The sequence below is a fragment of the Pantoea sp. X-Soil-YNGN-785 genome, from assembly GCF_059730585.1.
In genome coordinates, this window is the sequence record NZ_AP035943.1 from 160,143 (window position 1) to 178,480 (window position 18,338).

The following is an 18,338-nucleotide window of genomic DNA, read 5'->3' on the forward strand; positions in this document are numbered from 1 at the left end:
TGACACGGGTGTGGGGTCTGTTAATAGCGAACAGCAGACTTCAAGATTAGTCTTAGTGCAAATAAAAAATAACACTCACACTTGCCGCCTATTGAATAATGGGTGAATAATGAAGTTGCGATTAAGGTCAGTTATGTCAAGGTCAGGTTTGTCATATGAAGAGTAAATTATAAGAGTTTCAGTCCGTTTAATTCCTATCACACCAACAATAAACCATACTTTCATGAGTTCATCGAAGTTCATTACTATCTTGGAATGTAAATCATTCTCATCGTCAGATGAAACCCTATCGAAAATATAAGTTAGAATTGAATTTTTATCTTCCTCACTAATTGATTCTAATGAGAACTCATGTTTTTTCAATATGGATAAGGAATCAATATATTCAGAAATATTTTTATAAATAGTCACCCATTCCGATACTAATGCCCTCTTTCTAGAAGAGAAAAATTTCTCTTCTGCCATTAAAACTATATCTTGATTAATTTCAATGTGGCCATCACATTCCTTCAAGCAATAGTTTACAAAGCTAATGGCATCTCTTGGTCTAAGCATAGTTCGATCTAAAATATACTCATCAGCTTGAGTATCGTCGACATTAAAGTTGAAAATATCCTTCATTGTAATGACGCGGGAGCCTTGATATTTATTCTTAATCAGATGATTTATACGCATATCAATTATTTTTCTAATTTCAGCTTTATTCCATGAAACAGAGTAAATAAGAGATTGATCTTTCTCATCTTGTCTTAGTGTTTTATTATAAATCCCCATAAGTATGTCAGTTCTTATAGATATCAATATCTTAACAGATTTTACATCAAGTAATTCTCTAAAAGCTTCTAACAATGCGTTAATGAAGTCATACCTAATATCGCTTGAACTCAGCCATGAGCGATCAAGATCATCAATGCTTATAATAATCCTGAACTGACCAACTTCAGAGAATTCTTCATTTAATATCTTTATCAATTCTTTTTGTTTTCTAATTAACTCTCTACTTACGTAGCTGGATGTTTCGGATTGAACTTTCTGAGCATCTTCACGACCTAACTTACCTCCTAGATCTATCCCTTTTATACCTACCTTTGTAGACAACTCACTTTGCATTTTATTACTTATTTCAACCAACGCTTTATCATTGAAAAAAACGTCCTTGAATTGTTCAATGTATTCATTTGCCAGTTCCGGATTATAAGGCTTCTTTTTCCCTCCAATTAAGTCTTGCACCTTATTAAAAAAACTTTGATAAGTTGAACGGTGCAAGGCAGGGATTACTTTTATTAAGAGGGCATGTAGCCATAGGGACTTATAAAATACTCTTAAATCAATGCCGCTATCACTTAAGGATGAAATAAAAACATTGTTTTTTACATGTTCGAATATTGTATTTTCCGCTTCAATCTTTTCATAAACCTTAATGCTTCCTTCATCTAAGATCTTTTTTAAAAGAGCGGATTTACCACTGCCGGTTCGCCCAACTATTATTCGTTTTGTGAAGTCTGGATTCCGTTCTGATGAATCAAAATTCATAATCCCTTTAAATATATCTGTTTCTAAAAAACAAGAGTCCAAATAATTGTCTGATTCGGCCTCTAGTTTTCCTATCTCATCATTATTTCTGAATATGAAAGTGTTCAATTGGTCTAATCCTTTGACTAATCAAGCAGTTTTGCCTGAGATATAGATGGTTGTGAGAAGTAACCGACTGAATTAATGACCCTTTATGGCTTTAGTTCACACTAAGCCTGTATTGATAAAAGTAGCAGATTATTTTTACTGCACTATGAGTTCAACAGCAGAAAAATTCTGCTTTTGGCACAAAACGGACGTACAGCAGGCTAAAGTCCGCTATGAGCGAAAAGCAGACGTTTAACTGATGACGACCGAGTACCTTCACTCTGTTGAACATAACATCCCGATCACGAATCCCGGACAACCGGCAGCAGACCTGCTGAACCTCTGCGCATCCCTGAAAACGGCGTGATACAGTAAGGGGTGGTTTTTCTTAACGCGAATTTCACTGCCTCACTTCCTTCCCGGCCCCGCAGGCCAGGTTTCGGGATTTTTTTCAGCCATCCGGGACAGATGTCCCGGGTGGCTGCCCCGGAGCTCATCGCAACATCATGACCACGCCCCTGCACCTCAGACAGCGGACGCGGGCAGCGGCGTGCCTGTTTTCAGGGCAAAAAAAACCGCCGTACAGGCGGTACAAAGAGGAATACGGTGACGCTTGCTTTTATCGCGGTAGCCGGAGCCGCCGGTCGGTCCTAATGATAAAAACGATTGCCACGATAACAAGCGTAAGCGGGAAAAAAACGGCTTTCATGCCGGGACGGCAGAGCATAAGTACTGACGTTGCGGGATTTTACCGGTAAAAAACCCGCCATCTCAGCGGGCTGAACAAGAAGAAAACGTTCACATTTTCGGCAAACGCGCCGTGTCCAGCAGGGGAAACGACACATCCTCGGCATGGAAAATTAATTCGGCTCCGCAAGACGGGAACGCCGCCGTCAGCAAAAAAAAAGCTCCGCCAGGGGAGGAGGAGCTGAAGTGTGTCACATCAGAGTTATAATATTATTGAGCCTCCAGCAAGGCGCATTCTGATTATCGGCATGTCCGGCCCGGACATAAGCTCTGATAGCAAAATTTTTTTGTACACGCCCGCCTGCTGTATTTAACATAACAGTGCTTAGGCGCCTCCTGAGAGGCCCTCAGCGCGTTTCTGAGGCCAGAGGGGCGTTACTGGCACTTTTCGGCTCAAACCCTGAAAAATGCCTTTGATGATTCCGGCGAGTCTGCATGGCTATGCAATAAGATCTGTTCTCCACCGGTTAGTGCATGCTGATGCTGGAAACGTCCGCTTCTGGCACTAATTGGACTGTAGGCGCTTATTGTCCGCTGTGAGCGAGAGGCGGACGTTGGCGTTGGAACCAGTTATCCGTGGCACTTACACGACGGCATTTCTTCCTTTCACACATCTCAGATATTCGGCACCGACCAGCCGTGCAAAAAATGGCCCCCTGTAAAGGTGAGCCAGACATAAACCCCAGATAAAACAGTTCAGATTAGTGTTCAGTCGTCAGGCACCTTAGTGTAATCGGCAGAATTTGCCGCTGCATGAGAGCTTCGGACTATAAATAAAAAATTAAGCCCTGAATAAGCCGGACGGTACGCAGCCCGGATACAGCTGTCTGCGCCGATGAAACAGCGATGCATGCCGTTTTCCAGGAAACTAAATCTGTGCCGTTCTTTTTTAAGCCCCCTTGCTCTTATGAAAGAGGGCTGGATTACCGTTTCATTTTCCATGCTTTAAGCGATCAACATTCCCGGCAGGACAGCCGCCCTGAACATTTGCTGAAATTTGCCGATAACGCTGATGCCGCGTCCAGATGCTGCGGTACAACATAACAATACCCTCCCGTTGAACGGGGGAATTTTTGCATCAGCGCTATGTATTAAGGCTGATGCTCTACACCCAGGAATCAGTATGAACAACATCAGAATAGGCATCCGGCTCGGCGCAGCCTTCGGCTTTATGGCGCTCCTTGTCATGTTTATGGTGCTCATCGGCATCGTAAAAATAAATTCTCTCGGACATGCTAACGACGCAATATCCGGCAACCTCTATACCAAAGCCTCTACCTCCCTTTCACTCCGCTATTACACCTCAGACATGAGCCGCCTTGCCCGAAACGCAATCCTTCTCAGCGACGTCACCAAACGGGAAAAAGCTATCAGCGATTACCGTGACGAAAGACATAAGGTGGACAGTCTCATTGCTCTTATCGGCAGTCAGGTAAACACGCCTCAGGGAAAGGAAATTTTTGAACTCCTTAAGGCCCGCTCTGCACTCTTCCTGCCCTTTATCGATGATGTGGTCACACTCGCGCAGCAGGGTAAAAGTGATGAGGCCACGCAGCTGCTTTTCGGCCCACGCTACCAGACTCAGGGCGACTATATGGCCTCACTGAAAGAAATGCAGACCTTTCAGGAAGCGCGCATGAGTGCTGCCGCTGCACAGGCGCGCGATGACAGGGCCGGTGCACTGATGATCTTAATCACTGCCGGCGCGGTGGCCCTGTTCCTGGCGGCAGTATCCGCCTGGATTATCACGCGGAGTATCACGCGCCCCCTTAAGGATGCGGTGGACGCGGCACAGCGCGTATCCCGCGGAGATTTGAGTGGTGTGGTCCGTACTGACAACCGGGACGAAACCGGCAAACTGCTGTCGGCCATCGGTGAGATGCAGGACTCACTGATTAATACCGTCAGTCTGGTGAGGAGCAATGCCGAAAACGTGGCGTCAGCCAGCACCGAAATTGCGCAGGGTAACGCTGACCTCTCGCAGCGTACTGAAGAACAGGCCAGCGCGCTCGAGCAGACGGCCGCAACCATGACACAGCTGGGTATGACGGTTAAAAACAACGCCGATAACGCCCGCCAGGCAGGCCAGCTCGCAGTCAGCGTGCGCGATGTCGCGAATAAAGGCAGTGAGGCGACTGCGGCCATCACCGGCACAATGAAGTCAATCAGCGAAAGCTCCGGCCGCATCGGTGAAATCACCGCGGTTATCGACGGTATTGCTTTCCAGACCAATATTCTGGCGCTCAATGCCGCGGTGGAAGCGGCGCGTGCCGGCGAACATGGCCGCGGCTTTGCGGTGGTGGCTAGCGAAGTCAGGTCACTGGCGCAGCGCAGCGCTGCGGCTGCCGGGGAGATACGCCAGCTGATTGCGGTCAATGCAACGACCGTCGGGCAGGGTAATGAACTGGTGGTTCATGCTTCTGAGACCATGTCGGGCATTCTCTCAGCGGTCGGGAAACTGACGGATACGGTTGAAGAAATCAACTCAGCCAGTGCCGAACAGGCCCGCGGAATTGAACAGGTCGGCATTGCCGTTACCGAAATGGACACGACCACTCAGCAGAATGCCTCGCTGGTAGAAGAGTCGGCCGCTGCTGCTTCAGGCCTGCGGGAGCAGGCAGCGCTGCTTCTTCAGGCGGTATCTGTTTTCAGCCTCGGTAATCAGGCCATGTCTGCTGCTGTTAGTGTCCCCGCAGCTATAGTGAGGCCGGATGTTCGCACTGCGTCAGTAAAAGCCCGCGTGGAAGCCGGGGACGATGGCTGGACGCATTTCTGATGACTGCACCGCGCCTGTAACAGGCGCGGTATGTTCAGGAGGACTGGCTGCAGCAACTTCAGCATAAAGATGAAATCTCTTAAGCCTTCATGACCTGATCAAATAACTGATACAGAGAATTTGGGCGTCGATATAAAACAAATCTGCAGATGCACAGTCCGCTATGAGCGAAGGGCGGACGTTGGCCGTCTGACTGGCCTAAAGGGTTCTTTCGGAAGCGCTACTCATTATTCTGAGTGACTTTGCGGATGGCATCAGCATAAATTTTTCTCGTACCGTCCACGCTATGCTCTTCCGCCTGTCTTAGTTGCGCCAGAATATTTTCTTTGTTCATAGGCTTTCCTGAAGAAATCACACGTGAAACGGCCAGCCCTATGGCTTTATGGATATCATCACTGTCTTCTGAATAACTTAATTGCGTCGCCATCGTAATGTTCCTTCTTAATAAATCCGCACAACACTGTTCATGATTTTCGGCATGAACGATGAGATGTTACTGTGGATGCCTGATGTCGATTTTACAGACAGTTATGAAATCATCTACTATCCACCATTGTGCTCAGACTTAACCTTTAGACCGGGTGTTGAATTCATTACTTTTCTCTTTTGTCAGAGCAAATGCAACACAGCAGTAGACTTTTAGGCATCATCTGAATTTTCGATAAGATACCTCTCTTAACCTACAACCAGTTTCTTAACTAAGATGCATATATCTCACTGTGCAGTATTAATTGTCCGTCGTGAGCAAAAAGTGGATGTCTAAATAATGACGAGAAAGTAGCTTTGCTAAATGAACATAACAATTCATCCGCCAAACACGACCTATTTGTCCCTGAATGCCCTGATAAGAATTATCATCATTATTGTAATGGTAATCACTGCACCTACGGCAGCGCCGCCGATCACATAAGGTTGATATTTCTCATCCATAAAGAAGTTGGTGATAAATTCCGGCACGAATAGTCTCCGCGGAGAGTTCCGCTCGGTTTAATGGTTCACGCTGTATATGCTTTTGAGCGGATTTTAACCATTGAAGCAAAATACAATCTCTAATGTCCGCTTCTGGCACAAAGCGGACGTGCACCCTCGCTTCAGGGCCCGCACGCACTGTGGAAGCTAAAACTGGCACGGCTTATAGAGAAGGTGCTTACTCAGCCATAATTATCGTCAGAGTTGCCATTTTGAACCCTCCATTTTGGGTGCTTTAGCAAGCATTTTTTAGTTTTTGCTTGCTAAGGCATATGATGATGAAGACAATATCCTCATCACATCAGCGCGGAATTCAATATGACTATCAAAGACGAATCACCTCAGGCTAAAGGCGGAAAAGCCCGAGCGGAGAAAATGACGGCTGATGAGCGAAAAGCTGTCGCTCAAAATGCTGCCAATAAGCGTTGGGAAAAAATCAAAAATAATCTTCCATCCGCTCAGTTCGAAGGTGTACTAAAAATCAATGACACTGAATTGGAAGTGGCCGTTCTTAATAATGGCAAGCGCATCATCTCTCAGTCCTCCGTTTTCAAAGCTCTTGGTCGACCAAGTCGCGGTGTCAGAGCAACGATTGACGGCGAGATCAAACTGCCTGCTTTTATGGATGCTGCGAACCTACTTCCTTATGTTAATCATGACCTTATGGAAGCGATCAAACGCGAGCGTTTTACCGATAATTCAGGTGCAACGCTTGAAGGATATGATGCATCAATTTTGCCATTAGTATGTGATGTTTATCTGAAAGCCCGTCAGGACGGTGCACTTAAAGCAAACCAGATGGATACTGCCCAAAAAGCTGAAATCCTGGTTCGCTCTCTTGCAAAGGTAGGGATCATTGCCCTTGTCGATGAAGCAACGGGCTATCAGGAAATCCGTCCCAAAGATGCATTACAAGCTTATCTGGACAAAATCATTAGCAAAGAACTCGCTGCGTGGGCGAAAAAGTTCCCAGATGAGTTTTATGAAAACATCTATAAGTTGAGAAACTGGCCATGGAGTGGCATGAGTAAAAACCGATTCAGCGTGGTTGCCCATTACACCCGGGACCTTGTTTATGAACGACTCGGTGACTCTATCCTTCAGGAACTTGAGAAAAAAACGCCAAAACAATCTAATGGCCATCGAAAAAACAAAATGCATCAATGGCTTACTGATGATGTTGGCAACCCTATGTTATCACAGCATTTACATTCTTTGATTATGATTCAGCGTTTAGCCATCGCTAACGGGTATGGATGGAATCGTTTTATAAAAATGGTTGACCAGGTGATGCCACGTAAAGGTGGCACATTTGAACTTGAATTGAACGATACATCCCGGGAACAGTAATCTACTTCTAATGACGAAAATTCAGGAGCGTTGTTTAATCTGACGCTTGTTAAGCATTTGTCAAAGGACATGAGTTTAGAGACAGCAGAGCACCACGCTATGAAGCTATTGCGAATACTACTGCTGGTCCTTGAATTAATTGTTACAAGGGCGATGAAGTGACGGCATTTAGCTAGCATCGCTCGCTTCGAACGAAACGCGGAAAAAAGTTGAAGCCGCGCAACATATCTTCTTATCGGTGTTGAAAGGTCACGATGCCAGGCGTATCTAAAAAGGCGGCACTATTGCCATTCTATTAGGAAACGGAATCATGGCGGACAGAAGACCTCTCAATCCTGGCGTATTTGTTCCTAAACCTGGCGGTGGAACCCAGCCCCGCGACCGTAACAACGATGGAAGAGTTCGCGAGAAGCGCTCGGATGCAGGTAAACCACATAAATAATTACAAGCCGCCTCCGGGCGGCTTTTTATTATGACGATCCAGCCTTAATCAGGATTCACTCTATTATGACCTGCTCCCCGTTGATTAATACACCGCGATGTAAGTAATGTCTTCATAAGCCACATGAGGACATCCCCATGAAGAAGCGTTTTTCCGACGAACAGATCATCAGTACTCTCCGCGAGGCTGAAGCCGGCGTTTCTGCCCGGGAACTCTGCCGTAAGCATGCTATTTCTGACGCTACTTTCTACACCTGGCGTAAGAAGTATGGCGGCATGGAGGTGCCTGAGGTTAAGCGCCTGAAGTCACCTGAGGAAGAGAACGCCAGACTCAGGAAGCTGCTCGCCGAGGCCATGCTGGAGAAGGAGGCGCTTCAGATGGCTCCTGGGCGAAAGTACTGACGACAGACCAGAAGCGCGAAGTCGTGGTGTTGATGTGTGATGCGACCGGTCTGTCGCAACGTCGTGCCTGCAGACTCACAGGTTTGTCCCTGTCAATCTGCCGCTATGACGCTCAGCGTCCGGCGGCTGATGCCCATTTATCAGGGCGCATTACTGAACTGGCACTGGAGCGCAGGCATTTTAGCTACCACCGCATATGGCAGTTACTGCGCCGTGAAGGGCTTCTGGTTAATCACAAGCGCGTGTACCGCCTTTATCATCTGAACGGGCTGGGCGTTAAACGCAGACGTCGTCGTAAAGGGCTTGCAACAGAACGTCTGCCACAGCTCCGCCCGGCGGCGCCCAACATGAACTGGTCGATGGATTTCGTCATGGATGCGCTGGCTACTGGTCTCAGGATCAAGTGCCTTACCTGCGTTGATGACTTCACAAAGGAATGCCTGACGGTCACTGTTGCCTTCGGGATTTCAGGCGTGCAGGTCACGCGTATTCTGGAGAGCATTGCGCTGTTTCGCGGCTATCCGGCTAGGATAAGAACCGATCAGGGCCCGGAGTTTACCTGCCGCGTGCTCGATCAGTGGGCCTTTGAGCATGGCATAGAGCTCCAGCTTAACCAGCCCGGCAAGCCAACACAGAACGGATTTATTGAGAGTTTTAACGGACGCTTTCGCGATGAATCCCTGAATGAACACTGGTTCAGCGACGTAAATCATGCCAGGAAAACCATCAGCGAATGGCGTCAGGATTATAACGAATGTCGCCCGCACTCCACGCTGAATTATCAGACGCCGTCTGAATTTGCAGCGAGCTGGAGAAAGGGTAATTCTGAGAGTGAAGGATTCGACATTACTAACTGAGTTTTGTATTTAATCCTGGGGGCAGGTCAATGTTAAGCGTATGAGTATCAGTACGGGCAACACGTTCCATATACCCAAAAATAGTTATTATCCGGGTTTTTAATGTATGAAACTGGCAAGCTAAGCGGCGTAATACTTAGTAAGCTGATACACACATTTTTAAAACAGGAATGCAATCGTTTGCCTTCTTGGTGTGTTGTGACTTCATGTAAGAATAAATTATTTAAACTCAAGCTCACAGCATTATATTTTTTACGGCCTGTAAAGTTAGCTAAATGCCAACCGATAACGTTTTTATGATGTTTTACTTTGCATCTTTTGAGAGAAACTAATTAATTCAGCAGGAATTAAAAATGAATAACATTCTTAACAATATTAACCTTACGGCCAAGTTTGCGATTCTCGGCTTGTTCTGTCTTGTCCTTTTCTCAGTTCCTACTGTGCTTTTTGTATCAGAGGGCAATAAATATATTCATGACAAGCAACGGGAAGTGACAGGGGTACCTGTTGAGAACAGGATTCTGGCTCTGCTGAATCTGATACAGCGCCATCGTGCTGAGACTGCCCTTGCCATTGCACAGAAAAATCCTGCCACCTCATCACGTCTGCGGGTACGGGATGACATTGTCAGTGTCTCTGATGCTCTTACAAAAGACATGGCACAGACTGAGGGCAGTGCCGGGGTCATTGAGAAAATCAACGGTGTACGCGCGCAATGGGACGCACTGCAGCAGGACATTGATGCGTCGAAACTGGATCAGACGGCCAGCCTTAACGCACATGCGCTGCTCATCCGCAGACTTCTGAATGTAAACCGTGACGTGCTGGATTTCTACGGTCTTTCACTTGATTCGGATATCAGTACCTATCGCCTGATTACGAGTAACTTTGCCTCTCTGCCTGAACTGACCGAAAGCCTCGGAAAAATCCGCGCTTTTGGCACTTCACTGCTTGCCAGAAAGGAAGCCGTAAGCGAGGCGGACTCCGTCCGCATGGAATCTTTACTCAGTACGGGTGCTTATGACCTGGGGCTGTTTGAGCAGGATTCAGAAAAGCTTTTTTCCTCTGATGCCGGACTGAAGCAAAAATTCAGTACTGATGCAGATGCGGCCGTACAGGAAGCAACTAATGCCCTGAAAACCGCCGGGGCGTTGTTTATCAGCCGCAGTATGACGAATCAGAGTCCGCAGGACTATGCTGCGCTTTTTACCAGCTCGATAAACAGATTCAGTACCTATGCAATTGCCGGCGGTAATGAACTGAATGATCTGCTGAATCAGCAGATAACGGACCACCGGCATGCACAGTATGGTTTGCTTGGCGTTCTTCTCTTTATGGTCCTGCTTTCTGTTGTTTTCGCACTGATCATTATCCGTTCTGTTACCCGGCCTATCGGGGCAGCGTCAAAGCTTGCGCTTGAAGTGGCAGGAGGCGATCTGACCACATCTTTTTCCGTGACAGGGCGAAATGAAACAGCCGGACTGCTCAGGGCATTACTGCAGATGAGTCAGCGGCTGACAGTGACAGTAGAGAATATTAAAAGTAATGCTGTCACTATTGCCACCTCATCTGAGGAGATTGCCCGCGGTAATGGCGATCTCTCTGCGCGAACGGAAGAGCAGGCTGCATCGCTGGCTGAAACGGCCGCCAGTATGGAACAGCTCTCTTCAATCATCGGCAACAATGCTGAAAATACCCGCCATGCAGCTGAAATGGCTGGCTCCGCTACCAGCGCGGCACTGCGTGGTGGCCAGGCCATGGAATCCGTGCTGGGTTCTATGGAAAAAATAAGCAGCAGTGCAGGGCAGATCAAGGAAATTATCTCTGTCATTGACGGGATTGCGTTTCAGACGAATATTCTCGCGTTAAACGCGGCCGTTGAAGCTGCGCGGGCCGGTGAGCACGGCAAAGGTTTTGCCGTTGTTGCGTCGGAAGTCAGGGCACTGGCACAGCGCTCGGCTGGTGCGGCGAAGGAAATTAAAGGGCTGATCGAACAGTCGGTGGAGAATGCGGAGCAGGGCATTTCAATGGCACGGGATGCCGGTGAAAAAGTTAAGGAAAGTATGGATGCGATTGAACAGACAGCGCAGCTGGTCAGGGAAATTTCATCTTCTTCTGAAGAGCAGAGCGCCGGCGTATCGCAGATAAATATTGCGGTGACGCAGATGGATCAGGTGACGCAGCAGAATGCTGTGCTGGTTGAAGAATCAGCATCGTCCGCTGATGAGCTTGCAAGCCGGGCAGCTAATCTGAGGGATGCTGTCAGCGTATTCCGCACAAATACTGTTTGATAAACCTACTTATCGCTTTTTTAATACAACCTTAAAGGGCGTGCTGCAGGACATTATTCGCTGCTCACGTACTTCAGAAGCCATCCTCGGGATGGCTTCTGTGCTTTCAGGACATCGAAATCTCCTGTTCTAATGAGAGCATAGTCAGCTCGCGCAGAGGGAATCAAAAGAGCTGTAGTTGCAACCAGAAATGCGTTCAGCTCACGACAACTTCACAGACTACTGGCAGCAGATACTGAATACCACCGAGGTGGTAATGCAGCAGGGCAGGGAAACTGCATTCTGTGTGGCAAAGCGTTACGCTTATCACCGCATGTATTACATAGTGACCTGTAAATGAAGTGCGATCATGTCAGACGGACCGGCTCATGTGGGAGTGTATGCTCTGCGGCAGATGAACCATGGCTGGGTTCAGTAAAATATGACCCGAAGTTAACTTTACGGGTTGCGCTTGAACTGGCAGGCTTATTGAATCTCTAGGCGAATGCTGAATAGCACTGGCAAGAAACCATCAGGCTCCTTTCAACGCGGAAATTACCCTTAACCTACACAGACTAACTCAATTTGTCAGTTGCCAGCATCAGCCTGAAGATAAATATGAAAAATGCGCAGATAGTTGTCCTTATCCAGAATGATTACTTCCCTGGAGGAGCATTTCCGCGTGAGGAAACGCATGCTGCCTGTAAAGCCGGTATGCGTGCTTTGAGAAAGCAAGTGAAGCAGGGTGGCTGATTATTTGCATTCAGCATGTTACTTCACCTTATGGCGCGTTCTGCACACCTGACAATGAGGGGGTGAATATCCATCCTGACATCTTAGCTCCACTTTTGGGTGCGCCGATAATAGTGAAAAGAAGCTGACAGCTTTTTCGAAACCTATCCTGAGGCACTTCTGAAAGATAATGGCTAACGAACTCTACCTGACAGACATGCTCACGCAGCACTATGTCACGCACACCGCGCTTTCACTGAAGGCTCATGGTTTGAAGGTACATATCATTGCTGAGGGCTGTGCTGCACCAATGAAAGCGCTCAGTAAAATGGCGCTTTACGTACTTAAGATACGCTTCAGCGCTGAATCAAAGGCAGGGTTCAGGGTTGCATGCAACCCTGAGCGCAGAATTATCTGTTCCGGAGGCGATAAATGTCTGCGAAGTAAAGATGACCTTTTTTCTCATAATGAGATATGAGAGTCTTTTTTTCTGCCTCAGTGAGTATATTTCCGTTCAGAAGCGAATCTATGAACTCTTTACGTACATGGACTTCCATATACCAGTCACCTGTATAGCAGTTTTTCCAGGCACCTCTATCAATATCATTGACCTGATAAGAGGGATTAATGTGGAAAAAGAAAAAGAAGTTGCAGACCGCAAATATCAGGACACAAACAATGTATTCGATGTTGCCGAAAGAGTCAGAATACAGCAGAAGACTCATTGTAAGAACAAACAAAAAACACATTAAGCCGTAAAGGCCAGGGTATTGCCTTATGAAGGATACATCGAAATAGGGACGATCGTTACGATTCTCCGCTTTGTTAATTCTGTTTAACTCATTCTGCAGGACGCTATTGAGGTCATTTATCATTTCTAAAGCCTTATCAGCCAGTTGTATTTAATGGTCATTAGATTGTTGAGGCTGCGAACAGAAGCCATAACGTTACAGCACAATCTGATGCGTTAATTAAATGTTTCATATGGCCATCCCTGAAAAATAAAAGGGATCAGCCAGCATTTCAGACAGGGTTTTAAGTTTCTCTTCACATTGTTCACGGGTCTGAGAGCCACCCAGGCAGAGGCGTAATGCTTCGACAGGGTTATTATCCGTACAGAAGGCAACACCTGACACAGCACTAATCCCCTTTTCCCTGAGTTTGGCTGCCACATCAGAAGAGTTTGAATTAATTATCTTGGGAAGGGGCATCCAGAGATGATATCCATTCTGATCGGCCTGATACTGACAGGTGGAGAGGTAGAATGAGGCCATCTTTTGTCTCACTTTTGCCTCATTTTTAATTTCAATCAGCATGCGGTCAGCCGTACCGTCATTTATCCACTGTCGCGCCAGCGCATTCGTAAACGGGCTGGACATTACTGTGAGCGCCCGCAGAACAACGGACAGGCGTTCTGTTGCGCGGCCACCTGGCCCCTTAAGAAAAGCAATACGCAGTCCCGGGCCGAAACACTTGGACATGCCAGTCACGTACCATGTCAGTTCCGGTAGCAGTTCTGCAAACGCCGGCAAGTGGTTATCGCTGAGCGCTGCATACGCATCGTCTTCAATTACTGAAATGTTATAACGCCGACAGACTTCCGCCAGTTCCCGCCGCCTGAATTCAGGGATGGTTAACGTAGTCGGATTGTGAAGTGTCGGGTTGATATACAATGCAGTCACTTCACCCGCTCTGCAATGGGCGTCAAGTACAGATGGGTCCGGGCCATATTCATCACAAAGCACTGCTTTCAGCCTGATATCAAGATGGTTTGCGATTGCCTTCATACCTGGATATACAAGACTGCTAACACAAATATATCCTTTTCTGCGTTTGAACAGTGTCATCAGCCCAAACAGCGCGCTGTGTATTCCCGGGCAGACAAGGACTTCAGCATCGCTGGAGATGTTTAGTTTACGATTCATCCAGATTATTGCGGCGGCTTTGTCCTCTGAGTTACCTCCAAAATTCTGGTAACGCATAAGGCTCAGCATATCCGTTGTGTTGAAAAGGTTTATCGCCCCCGTTCTTAACGCTTCTTCCAGAGCGGGAACAGCAGGCTCAACCGGCGCATTCATCGTCATTTCATAACTGCTGACAGGTAAGGCTGAAGCGGAAGAGGCTTTATTGCGAATAAAGCTGCCTAAACCCGGTCGGGAATCAATCAGACCCCTGCGGCGAGCTTCAGCGTAACCCCGTGTTACTGTTGAATAGTTAAGGTCAAGCATCTCTGCCAGCTCACGTAACGGAGGCAAACGATAGCGCGAAGGCAGCTCACCCGAGGCCACACCTTCAGCAATGAAGTCAGCTATGCGAAGATAAGCAGGGCGCTGAGTCTGTTGCCGAATCTGCATAGCCCAGCGTATAAAAAGCGAGTTAACCATTTTTTTAATCAGGAAATGAAGCATGGAACCAGTAATAGCACAACCTGAATCAATGTGTAACTTGATTGCATCATTGATTGCATCACTTTGCACATTTAACTAACGCAAAGGAATTCTGGGCGTTAAGATAAGAGTAAGCTCACCATGTTTGTAAACGTATTTTGAACAAAAAAGTGCATTTCGCCCTATGAATTAAGAAAGGGCCTGTGAGTTATGCATAGATGCCGAAGGATGTCAGTAATCAGATTTGTGATAATACCCAGCCTGTAAAAATCAGGACCAGTAAGGATGCCGTAAAATAAGTAATGACATAAAGAATACTCTTCACAGACTCTATTCTGAGCGATTCCGAATTCGGACTTCCACCATTCCTGTGAGAGAGTTTATTTAACATATGCCTGATGGATTTAAAGTCTTTCAGATTTCTGGCGTATTTAAAGCGGATTAGGGCTTTTTTTGCGAAGAAAAAGGAAAGTAAAATAGCTAATGCACAAAAAATGAAACTGATAAAAATCGACATATCATGAAGTGAAAATCTCACGAATTACCCATTGGTGGCTGTGAATCAATGCAGAGAAGTATGTCAGCACAAATCGCGCATTTGCAAGGTTTGGCTTATGGTGTACGAAAAGTAAAATGTTTTAAAGAAAACCAGTCGTAAGTAGGAAGCCTGATACAGTTCTCTGATTTATAATGAAATAACTCTAGAGTCGAAAAGCTGATGAGCAGCCATTAAGTTACAGATGATAAATCATAATAATAGCGTAGTTGCCTTGCCGAATGACTCGGTTTCAACCTGCCTGGTCAGTGGGTATGCGGTTTCTGCAGCCGGCAGACCTGACCTGAATGGCGTATGTGGCAATTTTAAGGCTAGCATCGTACCCAGACCAAAACGCTGGCCAAGCTGGCAAATCACGCCGCCAAGAAGTGGAAGCAGACTGGCGGTGTCGTCGACCTGTCGAATATCGACCGGCAGCGAAAGCTAATGGCGCTTGTGCCTGTTGAGGATGTATGGGGAGTGGGGGCTTCGTATCAGTAAAAAGCTCAATGCGACTTCTATAGCCAGGGTGTGGCCCAGCTCAGTCTGTTTGATGAATACCGTCCGCTGGCGAACAGTTATGCTCTGATGCGGGTGGTTGACGGGCTTAATCAGAGTGGCAAGGCCAGTCTCTTTTTTGCGGGGCAGGGTATCCAGAAATCCTGGTCGATGAAAAGAGACATGCTGTCCCCTGCCTACACAACCCGTGTGTCTGATTTGCCATGGGCCAGATAGGGCTCAAATCAGGCTGTAGCAGTACAACATCCGGATGGATACTCTCCGGCATCTGTCCTGGCCAGTAATTATTGTAAGCGAAGCGGATATACCTGTACAGATTTACATATTTTGTATAATTTACGCAAAATACGTCATTTTCGAATCATACAGTGGAGTTAGTCATGCAACTGAATCTGAGCAGCACAGGTTCCAACAGCGATATCGCTGACTATTTCAGCCGTGCAAATCTGCTCTCGCAGCAGGAAACGCTTGGTTCAGTTGTTGCTGAGATCCTCCGTTCAGGTCAGACACTGAATCGCAAAGCTATCTGCTTAAGGCTGATTGTACGTCTTGATAAGGCTTCATCTGATGCAGAAGAACAGCAGTTGCATGCGCTGATTGAGCTTTTGTTCAGCAAATGAGTGTGATTTTACTGCCCACCTTTTCGGTGTCGTGAGACAGGAGACCAGCTGCAGTCATGACAGAACAGGATATGCAATTGCTGCGTGATGTGCTCATCGGGGAAGCGACTCTCGCCATACTCAATGACAACACACGTGTCTCATGGCCGGGCATACTGAACAAGCTGAACAGTTTTCTCAAAACAGAGAGTGATATACACAGGATTGATGCCCTGAAACTGGCAATCAATGATGTCAGCGACGAAATCAAAAGGCGCGATGCACTACAGAGAAGTGCCATGGGAGAATTCACCATGAACTCAACCGACAGTTACGATGACCTGACCTGGCATTGATCGTCTTTTCATATCCCTTTTTGCTGATGACAGTACAGTGCCCTGCGTGCGGTGTCTGCAGAGGTATCCCGACAGGGGGCATGTTCTCTCTGATGACTTAAAGGGAGATGTGTATTGACCTTCTCAGTCCTGTTGTGCTGCGCTGCTGTAGGGTAATTCTGATGGGCCTCAAAGACGCAACGGGATCATCCTGATCGGCTTCCGGCGGTCGCCAGACTTCATTTCATCTGCTGTTCAATGAATTTAAGACAATTGGAGCAGGCTATACTGTCAATAGTGCTATCACGCAGTCACTGAATTGCACGCGTAATGGTGTCAGCTGTTTCAGTATTGTTCCGCGTCGGCACCCTCGGTCATGCCAGCCATCTCATCTGAAGTAATATGGGCTTTGTTTTTTCAGTTTGTCTCAGGATGGTTTTAAGATACCCCATAGCATCATGTAACACTTCCTTTCCGGGAGTGGAAAAACAGTACTCCTCTCATTATCTTCCCTATTTTTTCATGACTGAAAGGTAATTTTCACGATGTGAATTTAACCGATATGTGAGTGTCTGTATGAAAGTATAAATCCGCCTTCTATTATTCAGGCTCGTCAGAATTCATTTTGGGTAGGAATGGGTGCTAACAGGAGTCTGAAAGTTACTCCTAATACTTTTCCTGGTATGACTTTAACTTATTTTAATCAACAGGTTAAAGGGGTGGTTTTGTTTGGCATTTCTGTCGGGCAAACGATTGCATTGAATGTCCTGCAGGATATGAGTAGTAATAATACGCGTCATTAGGAGGGTGGATGTAAATCCTTTTGGGATGAACTGCTTAATACGGAAGGCAGGATATGAAAAGCAAAGAAGGCCGTATTGTCGTCATCGGAGACAACAATGTTTTACATTATGGACTATTCAGTCTTATACACGCCGCATGCAGTAAAAGAAATCTGACAGTATTAACGTGCGGAAACGGCCTGAAATTCAGCAGTCATGAAGCGAACAGATATCCGGGTCGCTATCATCTCGCCGTTATCTGCCTGGGGTACGATGACTTCTTTCCGGACTGGTTTAGCTTATTTCTCACGCTGGTGCGTAAAACAAACGGTAACGTGCTGGTTTTTTCAGACAGTCAGGCTCTTCTGGACAGCCGGAAAAGGAGTCTTCTGAACCGCGTCTGTGATATGGAGTTTGTTCTGGATGTATCCATGCCCGTTTCATACATCGCGTTTGTGCTCAGACGCTATCTGGAGAGAAAGCGTTCTGAAAGAGAAAACTGCAGAATAACCCTGCGCGAGCATGCCGTTATTGATGGATTTTTGAACGGAATGGATGTCCGGCATCACTCTTCATTGCTGGGGATCCAAATCCGGACGGTCTATCAGCACCGGAAAAACTGTGCCAATAAGCTGGGCGTCAGGAATCTTAAAGATTTACTCAGGCTCTAACAGCAGGGGAAGTCGCGTGCCTGTCATCAATATTCATAAAATCGACTGGTTTCGGATCCTCACCGACCTGAGCCGTTCCGGTTACTCTCTGCAGGACATCGCAGACGAACTGGATGTGGTGGCTTCCACACTTATCGGGTGGAAGAAAGGGGCCAGCCCCCGTCACCATTCTGGTGAAGCGCTCATTGAATTGTGGTGCCGGGTGACGGAGAAGGGCAGACACCAGCTGCCCAGGGAAAAATTTGTTCAGAAATTCATTTTTCATTCGCGGGAACGCGTCTGCAGGCATTCAGAAAAATGAATCTTAACCGACTCATAGTGCCGGTAACTTTCTTACCGGCACAGA

Annotated in this window: 14 protein-coding genes and 1 pseudogene; 11 read left to right on the forward strand and 4 right to left on the reverse strand. The window is 46.9% G+C overall.

All coding sequences use genetic code 11. From position 1 onward, the window contains the following. Positions 1-75 precede the first annotated feature (75 nt). Positions 76-1,641: a P-loop ATPase, Sll1717 family gene (locus tag AC6I8E_RS19370; RefSeq protein ID WP_140029377.1), complete on the reverse strand. Its 1,566-nt coding sequence runs from the start codon at positions 1,639-1,641 to the stop codon at positions 76-78. 1,849 nt (positions 1,642-3,490) lie between these two features. Between AC6I8E_RS19370 and AC6I8E_RS19375 the strand changes: the two genes are divergently transcribed. After that, a complete protein-coding gene (locus AC6I8E_RS19375) occupies positions 3,491-5,143 on the forward strand; it encodes a methyl-accepting chemotaxis protein (protein WP_140029378.1) in 1,653 nt (550 codons plus the stop codon). Between the two features lie 220 nt (positions 5,144-5,363). Here AC6I8E_RS19375 and AC6I8E_RS19380 read toward each other — a convergent pair whose 3' ends face one another. Continuing rightward, positions 5,364-5,570, reverse strand: coding sequence for a hypothetical protein (locus AC6I8E_RS19380; RefSeq protein WP_140029379.1), 207 nt, complete (start codon positions 5,568-5,570; stop codon positions 5,364-5,366). An 860-nt stretch (positions 5,571-6,430) separates the two neighbouring features. Between AC6I8E_RS19380 and AC6I8E_RS19385 the strand changes: the two genes are divergently transcribed. The 4 genes from AC6I8E_RS19385 to AC6I8E_RS19400 all read left to right on the forward strand — a co-directional run bounded on the left by AC6I8E_RS19385 (position 6,431) and on the right by AC6I8E_RS19400 (position 12,642). Continuing rightward, positions 6,431-7,462, forward strand: coding sequence for a P63C domain-containing protein (locus AC6I8E_RS19385; protein ID WP_140029380.1), 1,032 nt, complete (start codon positions 6,431-6,433; stop codon positions 7,460-7,462). A gap of 579 nt (positions 7,463-8,041) precedes the next feature. After that, a protein-coding gene (locus tag AC6I8E_RS19390; protein ID WP_140029381.1) for an IS3 family transposase occupies positions 8,042-9,162 on the forward strand; the annotation gives its coding sequence in 2 pieces (ribosomal slippage) (positions 8,042-8,300 and positions 8,300-9,162; 1,122 coding nt in all). A gap of 353 nt (positions 9,163-9,515) precedes the next feature. Beyond that, entirely contained in the window at positions 9,516-11,453 is a 1,938-nt protein-coding gene (locus AC6I8E_RS19395) for a methyl-accepting chemotaxis protein (protein ID WP_140029382.1), read from the forward strand. 901 nt (positions 11,454-12,354) lie between these two features. Continuing rightward, complete coding sequence (locus AC6I8E_RS19400; protein WP_181161951.1) at positions 12,355-12,642, forward strand: cysteine hydrolase family protein; 288 nt, start codon at positions 12,355-12,357, stop codon at positions 12,640-12,642. Here the strand turns inward: AC6I8E_RS19400 and AC6I8E_RS19405 are convergent. Continuing rightward, the gene (locus AC6I8E_RS19405) at positions 12,575-13,039 is read right to left on the reverse strand and encodes a YlaC family protein (RefSeq protein WP_140029383.1); all 465 of its coding nucleotides are present in this window, start codon (positions 13,037-13,039) and stop codon (positions 12,575-12,577) included. The two genes, AC6I8E_RS19400 and AC6I8E_RS19405, sit on opposite strands and share 68 nt — an antisense overlap. Positions 13,040-13,144: 105 nt before the next feature. After that, entirely contained in the window at positions 13,145-14,641 is a 1,497-nt protein-coding gene (locus AC6I8E_RS19410; protein ID WP_258196016.1) for an aminotransferase-like domain-containing protein, read from the reverse strand. Positions 14,642-15,431: 790 nt separating this feature from the next. On the opposite strand from AC6I8E_RS19410, the pseudogene AC6I8E_RS19415 reads away from it, so the two are divergent. From AC6I8E_RS19415 to AC6I8E_RS19440, 6 genes and pseudogenes are all read left to right on the forward strand, one after another. Further along, positions 15,432-15,609 (forward strand): annotated as a pseudogene (locus AC6I8E_RS19415) (DNA polymerase V subunit UmuC); the annotation flags it as partial. A gap of 65 nt (positions 15,610-15,674) precedes the next feature. Further along, the gene (locus AC6I8E_RS19420; RefSeq protein ID WP_497824905.1) at positions 15,675-15,821 is read left to right on the forward strand and encodes a DUF4113 domain-containing protein; all 147 of its coding nucleotides are present in this window, start codon (positions 15,675-15,677) and stop codon (positions 15,819-15,821) included. Between the two features lie 164 nt (positions 15,822-15,985). Next, positions 15,986-16,225: a regulatory protein YcgZ gene (gene ycgZ / locus AC6I8E_RS19425; RefSeq protein WP_010670500.1), complete on the forward strand. Its 240-nt coding sequence runs from the start codon at positions 15,986-15,988 to the stop codon at positions 16,223-16,225. 56 nt (positions 16,226-16,281) lie between these two features. Then, positions 16,282-16,560, forward strand: a complete 279-nt coding sequence (locus tag AC6I8E_RS19430) for a hypothetical protein (RefSeq protein WP_010670499.1) — start codon at positions 16,282-16,284, stop codon at positions 16,558-16,560. Positions 16,561-17,395: 835 nt separating this feature from the next. Next, complete coding sequence (locus AC6I8E_RS19435; RefSeq protein WP_140029385.1) at positions 17,396-17,992, forward strand: helix-turn-helix transcriptional regulator; 597 nt, start codon at positions 17,396-17,398, stop codon at positions 17,990-17,992. Positions 17,993-18,008: 16 nt separating this feature from the next. Then, on the forward strand, positions 18,009-18,293 hold the full coding sequence (locus AC6I8E_RS19440; RefSeq protein ID WP_140029386.1) for a hypothetical protein: 285 nt from the start codon (positions 18,009-18,011) through the stop codon (positions 18,291-18,293). Positions 18,294-18,338: the final 45 nt, after the last annotated feature.

Bases quoted from the DNA above. Each gene is read 5' to 3' on its own strand.
- AC6I8E_RS19400 (WP_181161951.1), top strand. From the start codon at position 12,355: ATGGCTAACGAACTCTACCTGACAGACATGCTCACGCAGCACTATGTC.
- AC6I8E_RS19405 (WP_140029383.1), bottom strand. From the start codon at position 13,039: ATGATAAATGACCTCAATAGCGTCCTGCAGAATGAGTTAAACAGAATT.
- ycgZ (WP_010670500.1), top strand. From the start codon at position 15,986: ATGCAACTGAATCTGAGCAGCACAGGTTCCAACAGCGATATCGCTGAC.
- AC6I8E_RS19375 (WP_140029378.1), top strand. From the start codon at position 3,491: ATGAACAACATCAGAATAGGCATCCGGCTCGGCGCAGCCTTCGGCTTT.
- AC6I8E_RS19380 (WP_140029379.1), bottom strand. From the start codon at position 5,570: ATGGCGACGCAATTAAGTTATTCAGAAGACAGTGATGATATCCATAAA.
- AC6I8E_RS19385 (WP_140029380.1), top strand. From the start codon at position 6,431: ATGACTATCAAAGACGAATCACCTCAGGCTAAAGGCGGAAAAGCCCGA.
- AC6I8E_RS19430 (WP_010670499.1), top strand. From the start codon at position 16,282: ATGACAGAACAGGATATGCAATTGCTGCGTGATGTGCTCATCGGGGAA.
- AC6I8E_RS19435 (WP_140029385.1), top strand. From the start codon at position 17,396: ATGAAAAGCAAAGAAGGCCGTATTGTCGTCATCGGAGACAACAATGTT.
- AC6I8E_RS19395 (WP_140029382.1), top strand. From the start codon at position 9,516: ATGAATAACATTCTTAACAATATTAACCTTACGGCCAAGTTTGCGATT.
- AC6I8E_RS19420 (WP_497824905.1), top strand. From the start codon at position 15,675: ATGCGGGTGGTTGACGGGCTTAATCAGAGTGGCAAGGCCAGTCTCTTT.